Source organism: Sphingobium sp. LMA1-1-1.1 (genome assembly GCF_040676365.1).
In the GTDB taxonomy this organism is placed as follows: domain Bacteria; phylum Pseudomonadota; class Alphaproteobacteria; order Sphingomonadales; family Sphingomonadaceae; genus Sphingobium.
In genome coordinates this window covers 290,011-309,138 of record NZ_JBEGHS010000023.1, presented here as the reverse complement: position 1 = coordinate 309,138, position 19,128 = coordinate 290,011, and the positions used below count along the sequence as shown (strand labels likewise).

At 63.7% G+C, this 19,128-nt stretch carries 18 protein-coding genes; 2 read left to right on the top strand and 16 right to left on the bottom strand.

Features of this window, described 5'->3' with window-relative positions; translation table 11 throughout:
- Positions 1–248: 248 nt before the first annotated feature.
- From MRBLMA1_RS12920 to MRBLMA1_RS12905, 4 genes are all read right to left on the bottom strand, one after another.
- The gene (locus tag MRBLMA1_RS12920; protein ID WP_363737233.1) at positions 249–2,723 is read right to left on the bottom strand and encodes a TonB-dependent receptor; all 2,475 of its coding nucleotides are present in this window, start codon (positions 2,721–2,723) and stop codon (positions 249–251) included.
- 170 nt (positions 2,724–2,893) lie between these two features.
- Positions 2,894–3,085, bottom strand: coding sequence for a YezD family protein (locus MRBLMA1_RS12915; RefSeq protein WP_363737232.1), 192 nt, complete (start codon positions 3,083–3,085; stop codon positions 2,894–2,896).
- A gap of 99 nt (positions 3,086–3,184) precedes the next feature.
- Positions 3,185–3,853, bottom strand: coding sequence for an RBBP9/YdeN family alpha/beta hydrolase (locus MRBLMA1_RS12910; RefSeq protein ID WP_363737231.1), 669 nt, complete (start codon positions 3,851–3,853; stop codon positions 3,185–3,187).
- A gap of 172 nt (positions 3,854–4,025) precedes the next feature.
- Positions 4,026–4,391 (bottom strand): PRC-barrel domain-containing protein, encoded by a 366-nt coding sequence (locus tag MRBLMA1_RS12905; protein WP_363737230.1) that lies wholly within the window; start codon positions 4,389–4,391, stop codon positions 4,026–4,028.
- Between the two features lie 94 nt (positions 4,392–4,485).
- On the opposite strand from MRBLMA1_RS12905, the gene MRBLMA1_RS12900 reads away from it, so the two are divergent.
- On the top strand, positions 4,486–4,914 hold the full coding sequence (locus MRBLMA1_RS12900; protein WP_133652899.1) for an OsmC family protein: 429 nt from the start codon (positions 4,486–4,488) through the stop codon (positions 4,912–4,914).
- On the opposite strand, the gene MRBLMA1_RS12895 is transcribed toward MRBLMA1_RS12900, so the two are convergent.
- The 10 genes from MRBLMA1_RS12895 to MRBLMA1_RS12850 form a co-directional block, all read right to left on the bottom strand.
- A complete protein-coding gene (locus MRBLMA1_RS12895) occupies positions 4,911–5,816 on the bottom strand; it encodes a DMT family transporter (RefSeq protein WP_363737229.1) in 906 nt (301 codons plus the stop codon). The two genes, MRBLMA1_RS12900 and MRBLMA1_RS12895, sit on opposite strands and share 4 nt — an antisense overlap.
- Positions 5,817–5,877: 61 nt before the next feature.
- A complete protein-coding gene (locus MRBLMA1_RS12890; RefSeq protein WP_363737228.1) occupies positions 5,878–6,681 on the bottom strand; it encodes a class I SAM-dependent methyltransferase in 804 nt (267 codons plus the stop codon).
- 187 nt (positions 6,682–6,868) lie between these two features.
- Positions 6,869–8,395 (bottom strand): CpaF family protein, encoded by a 1,527-nt coding sequence (locus MRBLMA1_RS12885; protein ID WP_363737227.1) that lies wholly within the window; start codon positions 8,393–8,395, stop codon positions 6,869–6,871.
- Between the two features lie 190 nt (positions 8,396–8,585).
- Positions 8,586–8,840 (bottom strand): ATP synthase F1 subunit epsilon, encoded by a 255-nt coding sequence (locus MRBLMA1_RS12880; protein WP_133652903.1) that lies wholly within the window; start codon positions 8,838–8,840, stop codon positions 8,586–8,588.
- 55 nt (positions 8,841–8,895) lie between these two features.
- Positions 8,896–10,341: a F0F1 ATP synthase subunit beta gene (gene atpD / locus MRBLMA1_RS12875; RefSeq protein WP_363737226.1), complete on the bottom strand. Its 1,446-nt coding sequence runs from the start codon at positions 10,339–10,341 to the stop codon at positions 8,896–8,898.
- A 24-nt stretch (positions 10,342–10,365) separates the two neighbouring features.
- On the bottom strand, positions 10,366–10,686 hold the full coding sequence (locus MRBLMA1_RS12870) for a hypothetical protein (protein WP_363737225.1): 321 nt from the start codon (positions 10,684–10,686) through the stop codon (positions 10,366–10,368).
- A gap of 12 nt (positions 10,687–10,698) precedes the next feature.
- Positions 10,699–11,583 carry a F0F1 ATP synthase subunit gamma gene (locus tag MRBLMA1_RS12865; protein WP_363737224.1) on the bottom strand — a complete coding sequence of 295 codons (885 nt, stop codon included), beginning with the start codon at positions 11,581–11,583 and terminating at the stop codon, positions 10,699–10,701.
- A 114-nt stretch (positions 11,584–11,697) separates the two neighbouring features.
- Complete coding sequence (gene atpA / locus MRBLMA1_RS12860) at positions 11,698–13,227, bottom strand: F0F1 ATP synthase subunit alpha (RefSeq protein WP_363737223.1); 1,530 nt, start codon at positions 13,225–13,227, stop codon at positions 11,698–11,700.
- Positions 13,228–13,229: 2 nt separating this feature from the next.
- Positions 13,230–13,784 (bottom strand): F0F1 ATP synthase subunit delta, encoded by a 555-nt coding sequence (locus MRBLMA1_RS12855; protein WP_133653031.1) that lies wholly within the window; start codon positions 13,782–13,784, stop codon positions 13,230–13,232.
- A gap of 217 nt (positions 13,785–14,001) precedes the next feature.
- On the bottom strand, positions 14,002–15,552 hold the full coding sequence (locus tag MRBLMA1_RS12850) for a S1C family serine protease (protein WP_363737222.1): 1,551 nt from the start codon (positions 15,550–15,552) through the stop codon (positions 14,002–14,004).
- 117 nt (positions 15,553–15,669) lie between these two features.
- Here MRBLMA1_RS12850 and ada point away from each other — a divergent pair, with 117 nt between their 5' ends.
- Positions 15,670–16,728 (top strand): bifunctional DNA-binding transcriptional regulator/O6-methylguanine-DNA methyltransferase Ada, encoded by a 1,059-nt coding sequence (gene ada, locus MRBLMA1_RS12845; RefSeq protein WP_363737221.1) that lies wholly within the window; start codon positions 15,670–15,672, stop codon positions 16,726–16,728.
- A 34-nt stretch (positions 16,729–16,762) separates the two neighbouring features.
- Here the strand turns inward: ada and MRBLMA1_RS12840 are convergent, their stop codons facing one another.
- Both MRBLMA1_RS12840 and MRBLMA1_RS12835 read right to left on the bottom strand, forming a co-directional pair.
- Entirely contained in the window at positions 16,763–16,912 is a 150-nt protein-coding gene (locus MRBLMA1_RS12840) for a DUF1289 domain-containing protein (protein ID WP_363737220.1), read from the bottom strand.
- Positions 16,913–16,926: 14 nt separating this feature from the next.
- Complete coding sequence (locus tag MRBLMA1_RS12835) at positions 16,927–19,098, bottom strand: primosomal protein N' (RefSeq protein ID WP_363737219.1); 2,172 nt, start codon at positions 19,096–19,098, stop codon at positions 16,927–16,929.
- Positions 19,099–19,128 lie beyond the last annotated feature (30 nt).

Below are 19,128 nucleotides of genomic sequence, written 5' to 3'. Positions count from 1 at the left end.
TGCGCTGTAACGCAGCGGGGCGCGGGGCGCAAATCATGCCACATATTTGGCATAAGTGGGGTTTTTCGATCTGATTGGATGAGGCCGATCGCTCTCTTGTTTCCTTCCATGCCGATTTCCCGACCGTCAGATGATGCCAGCTGACCGGAAATCGCCCATGTCTTCACAGGAGCACCACCCAAAAATACGGGAGCGACAGGGCCGTGTCGCTCCCGCAGGGGGTGAACCTCGCTTGAGTGTCTAGAAGTTCAGAAGGAAAATTTGATCGTTCCGCCCCAGGTCCGGGGGTCGCCGGGCGTGCCGGCGATAAGGCCGGTGTTGCCGGGGGCTACCTGAAGATTGTCGATATAGTTGACGTCGAAGGCGTTTCGGACCCAGCCGAAGACATCGAAGCCGTCACCCCGGAAGCCGGCGCGGAAGTTGGTGAGGGCGTAGCCCTTCACCTCCGTATAGATCGACGGCGTGGCGTTGGAGTTCCAGTGTGAACGATAGTTGCCGTCCACGCCGACATAGAGCTGGCCGTCCTTGTCGAGCAACGTCAGCGGAATATTATATTCCGCGCCGTAGGAGAAGGCCCATTTCGACACGCCGGGCAGACGCTCGCCGGAAATGTCGACGAAGGGCGGGCTGACCTGGCTGGCCGTAGCGGCGGGGCCAGGCGTGCCGGTGTAGGAGCAACGGTCGGTCACCACTATGCCAGTGCTTGATCCGCCAGCCAGTTCCGGCGGTGGCGGCGCGTTGCAGAACTTCACATATTTGGCGTCGGTATAGGCACCGTTCGCATAAGCGGTGAAGCGGTCGCTGGCGACGATCTTGAAGTCGGCCTCGATACCCTGCGACCGGACCTTGTCGGCATTGGCGAGATAGCCGCGCGTCGTGCCGAACTGTCCGCCATTCACCGTCGCCTGGAAATCCTTGATCTCGGTGCGGAAGGCGGTGAGGTTGAAGGTCGCGCGACGGTTCCAGAACTGGGTCTTGAGGCCCACTTCGAAATGATTGACCGATTCCGGCTTCACCGTGCCGGCGGCATAGTTGACGGTGTTGTCGGAATTGAGCGGCAGGCCGTTCTGATTGATGCCCAGCGTCTTGAAGCTCTTGGCATAGGTCGCATAGGCCAGGATGTCGGGCGCGATCTTGTAGTTGACGTTGAAGTCGTAGGTGAAGTTCCAGGCGCTGTCGGAAGGTGCGCTGACCTGCGGCTGGTAGATGCCGCATTGGGCGGTCAGCACCGGATTGCCAGCCGTTGCCGAGGGAGCGCAGCTGGTGATGACCGCACCCGTACCGGTGGTCACGACCCGCTGATAGAAGCCCGACTTCTTGTCATAGTTGAGGCGCGCGCCCGGCTGAATGGTCAGGGCATCGGTGACTTTCCAGCTAAGCTGGCCAAACAGCGCCGCGCTTTCGCTCTTCAGCCATTGCGTGTTGGTTGCGGTCAACCCCTGCAGAATGCTCGGGTTGTTCGCATTCGCACCCGTGAGGTTCCATTTGCTGGCTGCAGCGCCCTGCTGTTCTGTGCCCTGCGTGTCTATCCGCTGCTTGAAGCCGAACAGGCCGACGACGAAGTCGACCTTCCTGCTTTCGTAATTATAGCGGAATTCCTGGCTATACTGGTCCTGCTGCGACGGGTTCTGCGACAGCGAGACGATCGGCAGGCCGGTGAAGTCGCGGTCGTTCGCGGGCTTCCAGTCCCAGAAGCGCCAGGCGGTGACCGACGTCAGCGTGCCGGGGCCGACATTCCATTTGATGCGGGCCGAGACGCCGCCGATCTTGTTGCCCGCGTTCAGTTCCGAATCAAGGTCGGTCAGGCGGTCATAGGGATTGCGGCTGGGGACCACATAGCCCTGCGCGGCGGCGAGCGCGTCATATTGGCGGGTGAGCGGGCGCTGCGTCGTGCCGACGCGCACGAAGACGGTGCCGCAGCATTCCGGGTTCTGCCGGCTGTAATCGCCTGACAGGGTCAGGCTGAAGTCATCGTTCGGCTGGAACAGCAGCTGGCCGCGAATGCCCAGATTGTCCTGCTCATTGATCCAGCGGTCCGACGTCACATTGTAGATCGTGCCGCGGCGGCTGGTCGAGGCGATCGCGATGCGCGCGGCGATGGTGTCCGACAGCGGTCCCGAAACGGCGGCTTTCGCCTGCTTGAGGCCCAGATTGCCAACGCTGAGTTCGGCGCGGCCCTCGAAATTGAAAGTCGGCTGGTTGGTCGTGATGTTGATCGCGCCGGCGGTCGTGTTCTTGCCGTAGAGCGTGCCCTGGGGGCCGCGCAGCACTTCGACCTGGTTGACGTCGAGAAAGTCGAAAGTCGCGGCGGCGACGCGCGAGTTGTAGACGTCGTCGACATAGATGCCCACGCCCTGTTCGAACCCGTCACTGGTAAGGCCGAACGGTACGCCCAGGCCACGGATGTTGACGGAGGTGTTGCGCGGGTTGGTGGTGTAGACCTGGAGCGTCGGGGCGAGTTGCTGAAGCTTCACGACGTTGAAGTTGCCGGTCGCTTCGATGCTGTCGCCGCGCACGACGGAGATCGCCAGCGGCACCTCCTGCGCGGTTTCGGCGCGGCGTCGGGCGGTGACGATGATCACTTCGCCGCGGGCGCTGGATGCCTGTTCTGCGCTGTCCGCCGCGGATTGCGGAGAGGTTTGAGACGCATCCTGCGCTTGTGCGCTGGACGCGATGATGGATGCGCCCGCCACGCTGGCGAGCAACAGATAACGCGCAATCATGATGATTCCCCTTCCGGATGTCCGGTGAATGTTGATCGCGGCCTCTGCGGTGATCCGCTCAAAGCCCCTGGTCTGGGAATGGAAAATGTGGCCCACCCCTTGCCACCTGTTGTTCAGCCCTTTGGCGGGCCTTTTTCAGCAACCCTGTAGTCTTGCGCCCCCGCTTTGCTTCAGGCGGTAAGGCGCGTCTTTTCCGTCACGTCGATCTGCACCACCCGTGCATCATGGACGGTCAGCGTGACAGATCCGAAGCGAAGGGCCTCCAATACGCTGCGCACCCTTTCGATGCTGACCGCTATGTCGTGGCGCTGCCCATCGCCGTGGCCGTTGCGGGCGAATTCGATCGATCGGTTTTCACTCATAAATACCTCTTGGCTGCTCTTTATCTCAACTGTATCGATAGACAAAAAAGCAAATATAAGGGGCGCTCAAGTTTCCCTTGTCGCGCCCTGGAAGAAAGTTCAGCCGTTGACCCGCAATGCCGCCAATCGTCGCTCCTGATGAGCGAGCGGGATGGCGGGCCTTAACTGGCGCATTGCAGAGGCCTGCTCATGCGCATTGTCGATCAGCTTGTCGAGAAGCGCCTGGCCGAAGCGCCATTCGCCCAGACCCGAATCCGCATTGATATGGCCGCAAAAGCCCGCGTCGACAAAGCTGCTGCCCCAGTTCTTGCCGATGCTGTGGGCGCGTTCGAAGAAGATATAGGGATCGTTGCGGCTCGCCACGACGACCGATGGAAAGGGCAATTGCGCGCGCGGTGTGGGGCCGAAGCCGCCGATCGTCTCGGGCGTTTCCATCCGGTCACAATCCGGCGGCGCCACCAGCAACGCGCCTGTCACGGGCCAGCCATAGGCCTGGCTCTGCAGGGCGCCCCACCAGGCGACCGCAAGGCAGCCCAGGCTGTGCGCGGCCAGGATGATCGGGCCGTTCGCCGCCCGGATCGCGGCATCCAGCCGCGTGACCCAGCTGTTGCGGCTGGGGCTGGCCCAGCTACCCAGGTCGACGCGCTCGCAATCGCCCCGCGTCTTTTCCCATAGTGTCTGCCAATGGCCAGGCCCGCTATTGTTGAGGCCGGGAATGGTCAGCACGACCGGCTGGCGCGCGTCTCCCGAATGTCCGAATCGCTCCATGGTGAGATCCTCGTCCTATTGTCGAGGGAGAGATAATTCTATTTATCCAGTAGACAATGGGGAAGCGACAAAATGTGTCGGAATCTAGGCAACCCGATTCATCTGACGTTCATCTAGCCAAAGGCGTCGTCGGCTACCTCCTTTGCGCGGCGGGACGCTGCCCGAATGTTCCTCACCAGGGGTAGATCAGCCCATAATAATGGAACACGCTGCGGCCATAGGTGTCGTCGTAATCCGGCCGTTCGTCGGGCAGATGCCGGGGCGCCTGGTCCAATATGTCCCGGGCGAGATCCACTACATAGCCGCCCCTGTCCGTGTCGTAGCTGAGCATCGACCAGGGCAGCGGATAATGGTCGGTGCCCATGCCCAGAAAGCCGCCGAAAGACAGGACCGCATAGCGCACCTGCCCGCTGCGCTTGTCCACCATGAATTTGGAGATATGGCCCAGCCGGTCGCCCTGGCGGTTATAGACTGTGGTGCCCTCGACCCGGTCGGATGCGATCAGGTCGCCATGATTTTCCCTCGCCATGTCAGACATTGTCACTCTCCTGCGAAAAAATCGCGCTATGGTGACCGAACCCAGGGGGACCGGCAGGGTTCCCCGAGCTCGGCAGGCAGACAGGAGGACGATCATGAAGATCAATCGCAGCGGATCGGCGGTATGGAGCGGCGGGCTGAAGGATGGGAAGGGTGCGATCTCGACCCAGAGTGGCGCGCTTGACGCCTATCCCTATGGCTTTGCGACGCGGTTCGAGGGCGTGCCGGGCAGCAATCCGGAGGAATTGATCGCGGCTGCGCATGCCTCCTGCTTCACCATGGCCCTGTCGCTGATTCTGGGCGAAGCTGGACTGACCGCGGAGAAGATGGAGACCAATGCCGTCGTGACGCTGGAACAGCAGGATGGCGGCTTTGCCATCACGGCGAGCAGGTTGAGCCTGAAGGCGAGCATAGCCGGCGTGGACGATGCCCGTTTTCAGGAACTGGCGGCCGTAGCGAAGGCCAATTGTCCGGTGTCCAAGCTGCTGAAGGCGGAAATCAGCCTGGACGCGGAACTGCTCTAGGCTGGAGCCATGCGCCTGGCGCGGACATGTTCCCGCCAGGCGATGTACAGGCCGCTTCCGATGATCAGCGCCGCGCCCACCCAGGTCGTCACCATCGGCCAATTGCCCCAGATCGCCCAACTGAGCAGCGTCGTCCAGATGATCGCGCTGTAGTCCATCGGCAGCACCACCGAAACCGGCGCCTGGCGCAGGGCGGCCGTCATGCAGATTTGCGCGATCCCGCCCGCTACGCCGATCAGCAGCAGCAGTCCCCAGGTGACGGCATCATGCGCCTGACCATAGAACAGCATGGCCACGCCCAATGGCGGCAGGGACAGCAGGGTGAACCAGAAGACGATCACCCCGGCGCTTTCCGTTCGCCCCAATTCGCGCAGGATCAGGCTGACGCTGGCGGTGATGAACGCGCCGCCAAGTGCGACCGCCACGCCGATGGCGGGGAAATGGCCGGCGTCTGGCCGGACCATGATGAGAACGCCGACAAAGCCGGCCAGAACGGCGCTCCACCTGTGGATGCCCGTCGCCTCGCGCAGGATCAGCGCGGACAATATGGTGCCGAAGATCGGCATGGTGAAACCGATGGTGGCCGCTTCCGCCGGCAGCAGCAGGATATAGGAGAGAAAATTGAGCGCCATGCCGGTCATGCCGATCGCCATGCGCGTGGCATGAACGCCGATGCGCCGCGTGCGGATCGATCCGATGCCTGTCGTCGTGGCAATCCAGACGAACACCACAGGCAAGGCCAGCGCCTGCCGGTAGAACAGCGATTCGACCAAATGGACGCCGTGCCTGTCGGCCAGCCTGATCGTCACCGACATGATCGACAGGCAGATGACCGCTATCAGTCGCAGGCCAATGGCCGTGAACGGACGATGCGGACGGCAGGAAGGGGAAGCGGGCGGCACGTTTTTCCCCTTAACCGGGAAGATGCGGCGCGCAACTACTATCCCCGTACAGGGCGAGACGCTACTTCATCGGCTTGCGAAATTTGAGCGTCATCCTGTCGCTTTCGCCGATGGCGAGATATTTCGCCCTGTCGACCTCTCCATTGCTCAGGGTCGGCGGGAGCGTCCACACGCCCTTTTCCCAATCCGCGCTGTCCCTGGGATTGGCGTTGACCTCCGACGATCCGACATATTGGAAGCCGGCGGCCTCGGCGAGATGGCGGATGGTCGAAACCTTGAGATATCCGCTCGTCTTCTCCATCGCGACATCGCGCGTTTCGGGCAGGCGATGGTCGACGATGCCCAGCGTGCCGCCCGGCTTCAGCAGGTTGAAAAAGGCCTTGAACGTCGCTGCTTCGGTTCCGTTCATCACCATATTGTGGACGTTGCGGAAGGTCAGCAGCGTGTCGACGCTGCCGGCCGGAACGAGGCTGGTCTGGTCAGGGAAGGGCACCAGCTGAACCTTGTCATAGACGGCGGGCTTTGCCGCAAGGAACGCCTTGTACCTGTCCAGGTAGCGGCCGGTCGGCTGAAGCGCGTAGAATTTGCCCTTCTCGCGCAGCAGGGGCGCCAATATCTCCGTGTACCAACCGCCGCTGGGCGCATATTCGACCACCGTCTGGCCCGGTTTCACGCCGAAAAAGGCGAGCGTTTCGGCCGGATGGCGATAGATGTCGCGGGCGACGTTGGCGGGCGTGCGGCTGGACGAGGCAACGGCAGCGGTGATCGGATCATTCGCCTGATGCTGGGCATGCTGGGCGGCGAGGGGAAGCAGCGGCAGGGACAGGCCGGTCAGCAGCAGGGCGGCGCGGGCTAGTCGGTTCATCGGCATTCCTCTCTTTGCGGGAAGAGCGTCCGATGTGCCGATGATGCGCGCCTTGCGCAAGCGGGCCAGCGGAAAATGTCCGCCGGCAACACATTGTTACAAACCCAATCCGGGTTCCCTGCTTTCCCGGCATATCAGGGTCGGCGGCCAGTTCGGATCGCTTGGAAGCGACTGGAGGCGCCGATCGTTACAGGCAGGCTTCCAGGAAAGGCTGGTCGAAGCCGAACTGCCGGGCCTTGTCGAGCGTGTAGGGGCGCAGGCCCATGGATCGATATTCGCCGATGATCTTCCCGCTGTCGTCCTCGTCATGATATTCGAACTTGAACAGTTCCTGGGTGACGATCACGTCGCCTTCCATGCCGATGACTTCGGTGACGTTGGTGACGCGGCGCGAACCGTCGCGCAGGCGCTTCACCTGCACGATCAGGTCGACCGAGTCGGCGATCTGCTTGGAAATCGCTTCCTTCGGGATCTTGATGTCGCCCATCAGGATCATGTTTTCCATACGGCCCAGGCATTCGCGCGGGGAGTTGGAGTGGAGCGTACACATGGAGCCGTCATGGCCGGTGTTCATCGCGGCGAGCAGGTCGAAACACTCCGCGCCACGAATTTCGCCCAGGATGATGCGGTCAGGGCGCATACGCAGGGCGTTCTTGACAAGGTCGCCGATGGTGATCGCGCCCTGGCCCTCCAGGTTCGGCGGGCGTGTTTCCAGCGGCAGCCAGTGCGGCTGTTGCAGGCGCAGTTCGGCCGCGTCCTCGATGGTCAGCACGCGTTCGCCCGGATCGATCATTTTCGACAGGGCGTTGAGCATGGTGGTCTTGCCCGAACCCGTACCGCCCGAGATGACGATGTTGAAGCGGCAGGCGCCTGCGATCTTGAGCGCCGTGCACATCTTCTGGCTCATCGCGCCCCATTGGGCGAGCATGTCGAGGGTGATCGGCTTGGCGGAGAATTTACGGATCGAGATGGCCGTGCCGCGCAGCGACAGTGGCGGTACGATCACGTTCACGCGGCTGCCGTCGGGCAGGCGGGCGTCGGCCAGCGGCGTGGTCTGGTCGACGCGGCGGCCGACCTTGTTCACGATGCGCTGGGCGATCTGGAACAGATGTTCTTCGTCGCGGAACTTGATGGGCGCGATCTGGAGCTTGCCCTTCTTTTCGATATAGGTCTGCTCAGGACCATTGACCATGATGTCGCTGACGTCCGGATCCGCCAGCAGTTCCTCCAGCGGGCCGAGGCCGAGCAGTTCGTCCACCAGCACCTTTTCCAGCGCGAATTGTTCGCGGCGGTTGAGGGTCAGCTTCAGTTCCGCCAGCACCTCCATGATGATCGGGCGGAATTCCTCGGCCAGTTCATCCTTGGTCAGCGTGGCGGCGGCTTCGGGGTCGACACGTTCCAGCAGGCGGGGAAGCACCTGCTCCTTGATCTTGTGGACCGAGGCTTCGAAGCCCTGGGGTCCGGCATCGGCGGCATGTTCGGCATTGGCGCGATCCGACAGACGCTGCATCGCGTCGGCGTTGCGCTGCATCTGGCCGGTGGGCGCGGAAAGCGGGTCGAGCGGCGCTTCCGTCGGGATGGCGGTCATGTCCAGGGGCGGGAATTGCTCGCCGCCCTTGACCTCTTCCCTGGGCGCGCCCCCCTGCATCGGTCGGGCGAGGCCGAAACCTGGCTTGATGCCTGCAGGTCCATTTTTCCGTCCAAACGCGCTCATAATTCTCCGCCGAAATGACTGGGGCACAGCTGTGGCTAGAAAAGGTGAATAAGGCGGAAACTTTGATAAATGCCTAATGGCGACGGGTCGTCTTGCCGGGCAAGGCAGGATGGAAACGCGCAAAAAAAAGAAGGGCCGCGCTCCGGATTGGAGCACGGCCCTTCTGTAGCATATGTCGCTGTGGCTGATGTCAGCCCGCATGCTCCGCAAGGACGGTCAGGCCCTTTTCGTTGACCTCGGCGAAGCCGCCGCGAACCGGAATGACCTCCGGTGCAGCGCCTGACGACGCGAAGATCTGGATCGCGCCGTCGCGAACGGTCGACATGAAGGGTGCATGGCCCTCCAGCACGCCGAAGTCGCCATCGGTGCCGGGGACGACCACCTGATAGACCTCTTCCGAGCGGACGAGCTTTTCCGGGGTCACGAGTTCGAAATGCAGTGCCATTCTTGGGAAGTCCTAAATCCCCTCCCATGAAGAGGGAGGGGGACATGAGCGTTGCTTAGGCGGCTTCGGCAGCCAGCTTCTTCGCCTTCTCGACGGCTTCGTCGATGCCGCCGACCATGTAGAAGGCGTTTTCAGGCAGATGGTCATATTCGCCTTCGACCACGGCCTTGAACGACTTCACCGTGTCCTCGATCTGGACGAACTTGCCCGAGATGCCGGTGAAGACTTCGGCGACGTGGAAGGGCTGCGACAGGAACTTCTGGATCTTGCGGGCGCGGGCGACGGTCAGCTTGTCCTCTTCGGACAGTTCGTCCATGCCCAGGATCGCGATGATGTCCTGAAGCGACTTGTACTTCTGCAGGATCGCCTGAACCGCGCGGGCGGTTTCATAATGCTCCTGCCCTACGACGCGGGGTTCCAGAACGCGGCTGGTCGAGTCCAGCGGGTCGACCGCCGGATAGATACCCAGTTCCGAAATGGCGCGGTTGAGAACGGTGGTGGCGTCCAAGTGCGCGAACGAAGTCGCCGGTGCCGGGTCGGTCAAGTCGTCCGCGGGGACGTACACGGCCTGCACCGAGGTGATCGAACCCTTGTTGGTCGAGGTGATGCGCTCCTGAAGGGCGCCCATGTCGGTGGCGAGGGTTGGCTGATAGCCCACGGCCGAAGGGATACGGCCGAGCAGGGCCGACACTTCAGCGCCCGCCTGGGTGAAGCGGAAGATGTTGTCGACGAAGAACAGCACGTCCTGGCCTTCCTGGTCGCGGAAATATTCCGCGATGGTGAGGCCCGACAGGGCGACGCGGGCGCGGGCGCCCGGGGGCTCGTTCATCTGGCCGTAGACCAGCGCCACCTTCGAACCTTCGCTGATCGCGTTGCCGTCGGCGTCCTTGGCGATAACGCCGGCGTCGAGAAATTCGTGATAAAGGTCGTTGCCCTCGCGGGTACGCTCACCGACGCCCGCGAACACCGAGGTGCCGCCATGGCCCTTGGCGATGTTGTTGATCAGTTCCTGGATGAGCACGGTCTTGCCCACGCCCGCGCCACCGAACAGGCCGATCTTGCCGCCCTTCGCATAGGGGGCGAGAAGGTCGATGACCTTGATGCCGGTGACGAGGATCGACGCGTCGGTCGACTGGTCGACGAACTCGGGAGCCTTGGCGTGGATCGGGGCGGAGAGGGTGGTTTCCACCGGGCCGCGCTCGTCGATCGGCTCGCCGACGACGTTCAGGATGCGGCCGAGGGTGGCCGGGCCGACGGGAACGCGGATCTGCGCGCCGGTGTCGATGACTTCCTGACCGCGGGTCAGACCGTCGGTCGAGTCCATCGCGATGGTGCGGACGGTGTTCTCACCCAGATGCTGGGCGACTTCCAGAACGAGGCGCTGGCCGTTGTTGCTGGTTTCCAGCGCCGAGAGAATGAACGGCACCGCATCGGGGAAGGTCACGTCGACGACAGCGCCGATGACCTGCGAGATGCGGCCTACATTGTTGGTGGTTGCCATTGCTTCGTTTCCTTGCCTTCTTTGTCAGCGTGCCGGCAACCAGATGTCGCCGTGGTAAATTACATCAATTGAGCCATCGCCAAGCTCTTCAAGCTTTCGGCGCTTACCGGAAAATTTCACTCTCGCACCTTTGAATACGCAGCGGGCGATGATGTCTCCATCTTTATCGCTTCCATATTCAACGCACAAAACTTCTCTAAAAGTCGCTCCTACAGGCTGCTCCGGGTTGCAATTTGTATAGCCATCCAAATCTCTGCAGCCTCGAGATATCGCCAAGGCTGATCCCACTTCCTCAGCTGACGGTAGCGCGGTTGAACTTGCAGCCAAAAGAAGAGATAGCAGCATCAAACACCTTCTTTACAAGGCCTCGGCGCCCGAAATGATTTCGACGAGTTCGGTGGTGATCGCGGCCTGGCGGCTGCGGTTATACTGGATCGTCAGCTTGTTGATGAGGTCGCCGGCATTGCGGGTCGCATTGTCCATGGCGGTCATCGACGCGCCCTGTTCGGACGCGTTGTTTTCCAGCAACGCCTTGAAGATCTGCACCGTGACGTTGCGCGGCAGCAGGTCGTCGAGGATCGCTTCCTCGCTCGGTTCATACTCCACCGTCGCGCCGATGGCGTTGCGGTCGGCGTCTTCGGGAATCTTGACCGGGATGATCTGCTGCTCGGTCGGGATCTGGGCGAGCGCCGACTTGAAGCGCGAGAAGAAGAGGTGCGCGACGTCGAACTTGCCGTTCAGATACATGTCGGTCAGCTCGTGCGCTATGGCTTCAGCCTGCGCATAGCCCGGCTCCTTGGCGCCCGTCGTGTCATATTGGGCGACGATCATGCCGGGGAAAGTGCGGTTGATGACCGGGCGACCCTTGCGACCGATGAGGTAGAAACGGACGGTCTTGCCCGCGTCGATCAGTTCTTGCGCCTTGGCGCGGGCGGCCTTGACGATATTCGCGTTGAACGCGCCGGCGAGGCCGCGGTCGGAGTTGGCGACGACCAGCAGATGCACGTTGTCCTTGCCGGTGCCGGCGAGCAGCGGGGAAGCGCCTTCGCCCGAACCGCCGGCGATCTTCGACGCGAGGCTGGCGACGACCGCTTCGAGGCGGCTGGAATAGGGGCGCGCAGCCTCAGCCGCGGCCTGCGCCTTGCGCAGCTTCGCGGCGGCGACCATCTGCTTCGCCTTGGTGATCTTCTGGGTCGATTTAACCGACCCGATACGGATCTTCAGTTCCTTGAGGCTGGCCATGTCCCGTCTCGTTCAATCCTGTTCCGTCATGCCAGCGCAGACTGGCATCTCACGCCCCCAGGTCGGACCTATCCGGCCTGAGACCCCAGCTTTCGCTGGGGTGACGGCTAAATATTAGGCGAAGGTCTTGCCGAAGCTGTCGAGCGCGGCCTTCAGCTTGGCCTTGGGCTCGTCGCCTAGGTCCTTGCTGTCGCGGATCGCGGCCAGCACGTCGGCATGGTCGTGACGCAGATAGGCGAGCATCAGCTCTTCATAACGGGTCACGTCCTTGACGGGCACGCTGTCGAGATAGCCGTTGGTGCCAGCGAAGATCGACGCGGTCTGCTCTTCGAAGGGCAGGGGCGAGAACTGGGCCTGCTTGAGCAGCTCGGTCAGGCGAGCGCCGCGGTTCAGCAGCTTCTGGGTCGAAGCGTCGAGGTCCGAACCGAACTGGGCGAAGGCCGCCATTTCACGATACTGGGCCAGCTCCAGCTTGATCGAGCCCGACACCTTCTTCATCGCCTTGGTCTGCGCGGCGGAGCCGACGCGCGACACCGACAGGCCGACGTTGATGGCCGGACGGATGCCCTGGTAGAAGAGGTTGGTTTCGAGGAAGATCTGGCCGTCGGTGATCGAGATCACGTTGGTCGGGATATAGGCCGACACGTCGCCCGCCTGAGTCTCGATGATCGGCAGCGCGGTCAGTGAGCCATTGCCATTGGCGTCGTTCATCTTCGCAGCGCGCTCCAGCAGGCGGCTGTGGAGATAGAAGACGTCGCCGGGATAGGCTTCGCGGCCCGGAGGACGGCGCAGCAGCAGCGACATCTGGCGATAGGCGACGGCCTGCTTGGAAAGGTCGTCATAGACGATCACGGCATGCATGCCGTTGTCGCGGAAAAATTCGCCCATGGTGACGCCGGTATAGGGCGCCAGATACTGGAGCGGAGCGGGTTCCGAAGCGGTCGCGGCGACGACGATGGAATATTCCATCGCGCCATTTTCTTCGAGCTGCTTCACGATCTGCGCGACGGTCGAGCGCTTCTGGCCGACCGCGACGTAGATGCAATAGAGCTTCTTGCTCTCATCGTCGCCCGCGTTGATGCCCTTCTGGTTGATGAAGGTATCGATCGCGACGGCGGTCTTGCCGGTCTGGCGGTCGCCGATGATCAGCTCGCGCTGGCCACGGCCGACGGGGACGAGGGCGTCGATCGCCTTCAGGCCGGTCTGCACGGGTTCGTGCACCGATTTGCGGGGGATGATGCCGGGCGCCTTGACTTCAACGCGCTTGCGTTCGGTATACTGGATCGGGCCCTTGCCATCGATCGGGTTGCCGAGGCCGTCGACCACGCGGCCGAGCAGGCCCTTGCCCACGGGAACGTCCACGATGGTGCCGGTGCGCTTGACGGTGTCGCCTTCCTTGATCTCGGCGTCCGAGCCGAAGATCACGACGCCGACATTGTCGGCTTCGAGGTTGAGCGCCATGCCCTGCACGCCATTGGCGAACTCGACCATTTCGCCCGCCTGGACGTTGTCGAGGCCATGGACGCGGGCGATGCCGTCACCCACGGTCAGCACGGAACCGACTTCGCTCACCTGCGCTTCGGTGCCGAAATTGGCGATCTGGTCCTTGATGACCTTCGAAATTTCTGCGGCGTTGATATCCATGTTCAGCCTTTCATCGCCAAAGCGAGACTATTCAAACGGGTGCGGATGGAGGAATCGATCATCTGGCTGCCGATCTTGACGACCAGCCCCCCCAGGATCGCGGGATCGACCTTGGCATCGAGCGCGACGTCGCGGCCGACGCGGGCGCGAAGGCCCTGCTGCAGGGCGCTGACCTGTCCGGCGTCGAGCGGATGGGCGCTCGTCACTTCGGCGCGAACCTCGCCCTTGTGATTCGACAGCAGCGTTTCATAGGCGCGGATGATCGCGGGCAGCTGGGAAAGGCGGCGGTTCTGGGCCAGCACGCCCAGGAAATTCGTGGTCAGCGCGTCGAGACCCATGGAGGATGCGACCGCGGCGATCGTCTTGCCTGCTGCGTCACGGCTGAGGACGGGGTTGTTCACCAGACCCTTGAAATCGGCCGATTCGGCCAGGGCCGCCTTGAGCGCAGCCAAGCTCGCCGCGACGGTGTCGAGCGTCTTGCCGTCGCGGGCCAGATCGAACAGCGCCACCGCATAGCGGCCGCTGAGGCTGGCCTGAATACCGCCGGTCGTCTCCACGCGCTTACCGTCCTCCACTTGATTCCAGGCAATTTGAATTGCCGGTCATGCAAAAAGGGGGCCCGGTCTGTCCGTCCCGATCCCCTGTTGGGGGGCCGGTTAGCAGTGGGATTGTGACTATGCAAGCCATGGAACGCGATTCGACCGTCAGTATGAAATCATCGCGATTTGACAGGGTTTCAATATGGGCCGAATCGTTGACCGGCTGCGGCGGGCGTCACCCTTCGCCCGGGGTGAGCCGACCCTTTTGGCAATGGTAGACGATCCGTTCATTGGGCTGGGCCGGAAGCAGGGCGGCAAGATCATTCTGCAGACTTGCGATTTTTCCCAGCAGGGCAGGATCGCCCGCGCACCCCTTGATCGCGCCGCCGCCTAGTGCGCGGGCCTTCGCCATGGTATCGATGTCTGGCAGCCAGCGCTGGACCCGGAGCGTGCCCGTCGCAGGATCGAAGCGGCTGACGGTCACGAAATTATGATCATCGGGCACGGATGCGCGCTGCCATCCTGTGCCGGAAGAAACATATTGGGTGTTTCCGTCGACGCACCCGCCCTCGGCCCAGTGGAACCCGATGTCATTGGGCTGGGATATGGTAAGCCGGCTGCGGTTCATGTCCACCCGGCAGATATTGTCGCCCGCCCAGGCATAGGCGCCGTTGCCGTTGACGCCCGCATCCTCCGGAAGTTTGATGCGCTCCTCTATGCTGGAGAAGCTGGGCTTCAGGAAAAACAGCCCGATTGCCGCGAACAGCAGGATGCCGCCGCCGGCCAGCCACCAGGTCGCGCGCTTTTCCCGTCCCTGGCTGTAGAGCAGGCCGCCCGCGCCCAGCCCGAGCACCGCCAGCGCCAGCAGCACGGCGGCGCCCGCCATGGCGTTCTCCCGCGCGGAGATGACGTCGCGTTCGGCTGTGTCGCGCGCCTTGTTCAGCGCCGCTTCGCGGGCGTCCGCGCGGGCGCGCTCGGATTGCTCGCTCCTGGCTTGCTCCCGCTGGGTCAGGGAGGATTCGGCGGCGTCCGCCTCCGCCATCGAACGGCAGGGAACGATCGTGTGCAGCGACGATACGCCCGCCTGCCGCAGGAAGGAGGCGATTTCGCGCCACGACACGGCGAATCCGAATTCCGCATCATTGCCGTCGGAGACAGACCCGAAGCTGTTGACGCCCAGCACCCGGCCGCAATCATCGATCAGCGGTCCGCCGCTGTTGCCGGCGGCCAGGGGCGCGGTGTGCAGCACCGTGTCGAAATTCTGGCTGGCCCGGCCGGAGGAAACATTGCCGCTGGTCTTCACCGTGCCGAGCGGTTCCACCAACTGCTTGAGGCCCAGCCCCTGCGCCCGGTCGACCGTGCCCGGATAGCCGATGGCGGTCACATGCTGCCCGTCGCTCACCGCTCCGGCATAGAAGGTGCTGACCGGCAGATGGCCTTCCTCCAGCTGGATCAGCGCAAGGTCGTTGCCGGGCGAGAAGGCGATGATCTTGCCGCCATAGGTCTTGGTTCCCTCCGAAGGGATGACGCCGATGACGAGATCCTTTTCCTCGCGCGTCAGTTCGACGACATGGGCGTTGGTGATGATCTTGTCCGGCGCGACGGCAAAGCCGCTGCCGTGGCCCACGAAATAGGCGTCGGAACCGTTGGTCGCCACCAGCACGACGCGGACCACGCCGCGGGCGGCGGCGGCAATGTCCTGCTGTTCGGCATGCACGCCGGTCGGTCCGGCAAGAGCCAGAAGGGCGGCCAGGAAGGGGGCGAGGCGACGGAATGATGCGACCATGACTGGCGGCATTCATATGCGATGGCGGGATAGAGGCAATGCGCAAAAAGCGCGGAACCGCTTTTTGACCGCAAGCGGCAGGAAGCCTGATGCGTTCGGGCGGGCTATCTCTTATCCATGACCGAGATGAGACAGATCGAAGCCCAGATCCATGCCGTGCCTGACGCCGACGCCTGCTGGGACGCGTTTTTACGCCGCGATCGCAGCTTTGACGGGCGGTTCGTGGGAGCGGTGCTGACCACCGGCATCTATTGCAAGCCCAGTTGTGCCGCGCGGCATCCGCGGCGGGAGAACATGATCTTCCTGGCCGACCCGGAGGCAGCGCGGGCGGCGGGTTTCCGCGCTTGCCTGCGCTGCCGCCCTGATGAAGTGGGACGCGACCGGCTGGCGGTGGAGGCGGCCGTCACCTTCATCGCCGCAGCCGAAACCCCGCCTTCGCTGGAGGCGGTGGCGGCGCATGCGGGCTATTCGCCGCATCATTTCCACCGGCTGTTCAGGCGGGAAACGGGAATGACGCCGGCTGCCTACGCCCGCTCGCTGCGCACCGAGCGGTTGAAAAGCGCGCTGGAGGATGGCGGCAGCGTCACCGGCGCCATCTATGAAGCGGGCTATAATGCCCCTAGCCGCGCCTATGCCGATGCGGAGCGGCACCTGGGCATGACGCCCAGCGCCTGGAAGCATGGCGGCCGGGGCGTGGCGATTCGCCATGCGGTGGTGCAGACCAGCCTGGGGAGAGTGCTGGTCGCCGGCACGGAGCGGGGATTGTGCCGGATCAGTTTCGATGAAGATGAGGCGGACTTGCGCCGCCGCTTTCCCAAGGCGGAAATCCTGCCCGCCGACGAGGCGTTTTCGGCGCTGGCAGCCCAGCTTGTCCGGCTGATCGACGCGCCTGCCGAGTCGCTGGAATTGCCGATCGACGTGAGCGGCACGGCGTTTCAGCAGGCGGTATGGGCGGCGTTGCGGGCGATTCCGCCGGGGGAGACGCGCACCTATGGCGAAATCGCGGCGGCCATCGGCCGGCCAGGCGCAGTGCGGGCTGCCGGGACGGCCTGCGGCGACAATGTTCTTGCCGTGCTGATCCCCTGCCATCGGGTGTTGCGGAGCGACGGGAGCCTGGGCGGCTACGCCTATGGGGTGGAACGCAAGAAGAGATTGCTGGAGAGGGAGAAGGGCTGAGTATCGGCGCGCTCTGGCGCAGGAGCATGGGGTTTCAGCGGTCCTTCAACCGCTCCATGATCGCGCGGCGCTGGGCTTTGCTCATGCCTGCCCAGCGCTGGATTTCGTCCGTTGTCCGGCCGCAGCCGGTGCAGACGTGCCGGGCCTTGTCCAGCTTGCAGATGTTGACGCAGGGACTTTCCATGGGGTCTCAGGCCATCACATGAAGCTGTAGGGGTCGACGTCCACCGCGACGCGTGTCCCGGATTTCCAGGTCAGATTGCCCAGCCATTCGCGAATGATGCCTTGCACGTCGACCTGCCGCGTGGCGTGGATCAGCAGGCGGTGGCGGTGGCGCCCGCGCAGCACCGACAAGGGAGCCGGGGCGGGGCCATAGACGCGCATCCCGTCGATCAGGGGCGCTGACTTGCCGATCAACCGGGCGATCTCAGCGGCTTCGTCCGCCTCCTCGCTGGAGACGATGATCGCGGCGAAGCGGCCGAAGGGCGGGGCATTGGCGTGGCGGCGATTCTTTGTCTCCACCTCGTAGAAGCGCTCCGAATCGCCGGCGATCAGGGCCTTGATCACCTCCGCCTCCGGCATGCGGGTCTGGATGAAGACGCGGCCTGGTTTCTGCCCGCGCCCGGCCCGTCCCGCCACCTGCACGATCTGCTGGAAGGTGCGCTCCGACGCGCGCAGGTCGCCACCCTCCAGCCCCAGATCGGCGTCGATCACCCCCACAAGCGTCAGGTTCGGGAAATGATAGCCCTTGGTGACGAGCTGCGTGCCGATGATGATGTCGACGGCGCCTGCCTCCACTGATTTCACGAATTCAGCCACCTTGGCGGGCGACCAGAGCGTGTCGGAGGTGACGATGGCGGTGCGGGCGTTGGGCCACAGCGCCTTCACCTCGTCCGCGATGCGCTCGACCCCCGGCCCGCAGGCGACGAGCGAATCCTCCTCCTTGCATTCCGGGCAGAAGCGCGGGGCGGGGATGACATGGCCGCAATGATGGCAGGCCAGCCGGTGGGTCAGCCGGTGCTCGACCATCCAGGCGGTGCAATTGGGGCACTGGAAGCGATAGCCGCAATGGCGACAGAGCGTCAGCGGCGCATAGCCCCGGCGGTTGAGGAAAAGCAGGCTCTGCTCGCCCTTCTCCATGGTCTCGTCAATGGCGCGGACCAGCGGCGGGGCGATCCAGCGGCCGCGCTCCGGCGGATCGGTGAGCAGGTTGATGCCCTCTATCTCCGGCATGGCCGCGCCGCCGAAGCGGGATGGCAGTTTGATCTCGCGATAGCGGCCGAGTTCCACCTGATGTCGCGTTTCTATGGCGGGCGTCGCGGAAGCGAGGATGACCGGGAATTTCTCGATGAGGCCGCGCATCACCGCCACGTCGCGGGCGTGATAATGAACGCCATCCTCCTGTTTGAAGCTCGCCTCATGCGCTTCATCGACGACGATCAGGCCCAGATTGGGGTAGGGCAGGAACAGCGCCGAGCGGGCGCCGACCACCACCCGCGCCTCGCCCGCCGCAATGGCTCGCCAGGCGCGGCGCCGCTCGCTCTGGCGCAGGCCGCTGTGCCAGTTCACCGGTACGGTGCCGAAGCGCTTTTCGAAGCGCTCCAGAAAAGGTTCGGTCAGCGCGATTTCGGGCAGCAGCACCAGCACCTGCCGACCCTCCCTCATCGTCGCGGCCATGGCCTCGAAATAGACCTCCGTCTTGCCCGAACCGGTCACGCCGTCGAGCAGGAAGGGAGCGAAGGCCCGGTCCCTGACTGCCGCGATGAACTGGTCGGCGGCGGCGCCCTGCTTGTCCGACAGCAGCGGCGGGGCGTGATCGGGATCGGGCATGGGGAAGGGCGTGTCGACGCTCACCTCCACCGCTTCGAAGGCACCGGCCTTTACCAATCCGCGAATCACCGCGTCGCTGACTCCGCCGATCATCGCCAGTTCGCGGATCAGCCCCTGCCGTTCGCCGATGCGTTCCATCGCCTGGGCACGCTGTTCGGTCATGCGGTCGGGAAGGTCGCCCGTGGCGCGATATTCGATGACGGTGCGCGCGCCCTCCAGCGCTGCCATCGAGGCCAGCGTCATGCGCAGGACGGCGGCGATGGGGGCGAGATAATAATCCGCCGTCCATTCGATCAGGCGGCGCACGGTTTCGGGCACCGGCGGCGCGTCGACGATCGCCATGATATTGCGCAGGCGATTGTCGCCCACCGTCTCTATCTCGGGGAAGCTGTCCTCTTCCCACACGACGCCGACGATCTGGCGCGGCCCCAGCGGCGCCACGACGATGCTGCCCGGCCTCACGGCCATCCCGTGCGGCACGCGATAGTCGAGGGGCCCCAGGGCGGCGTTCAGCAGGATGACACGGGCGCGCGAACTCATTGCCTCCTCCCTAAACTGCCGGGCAGGGGA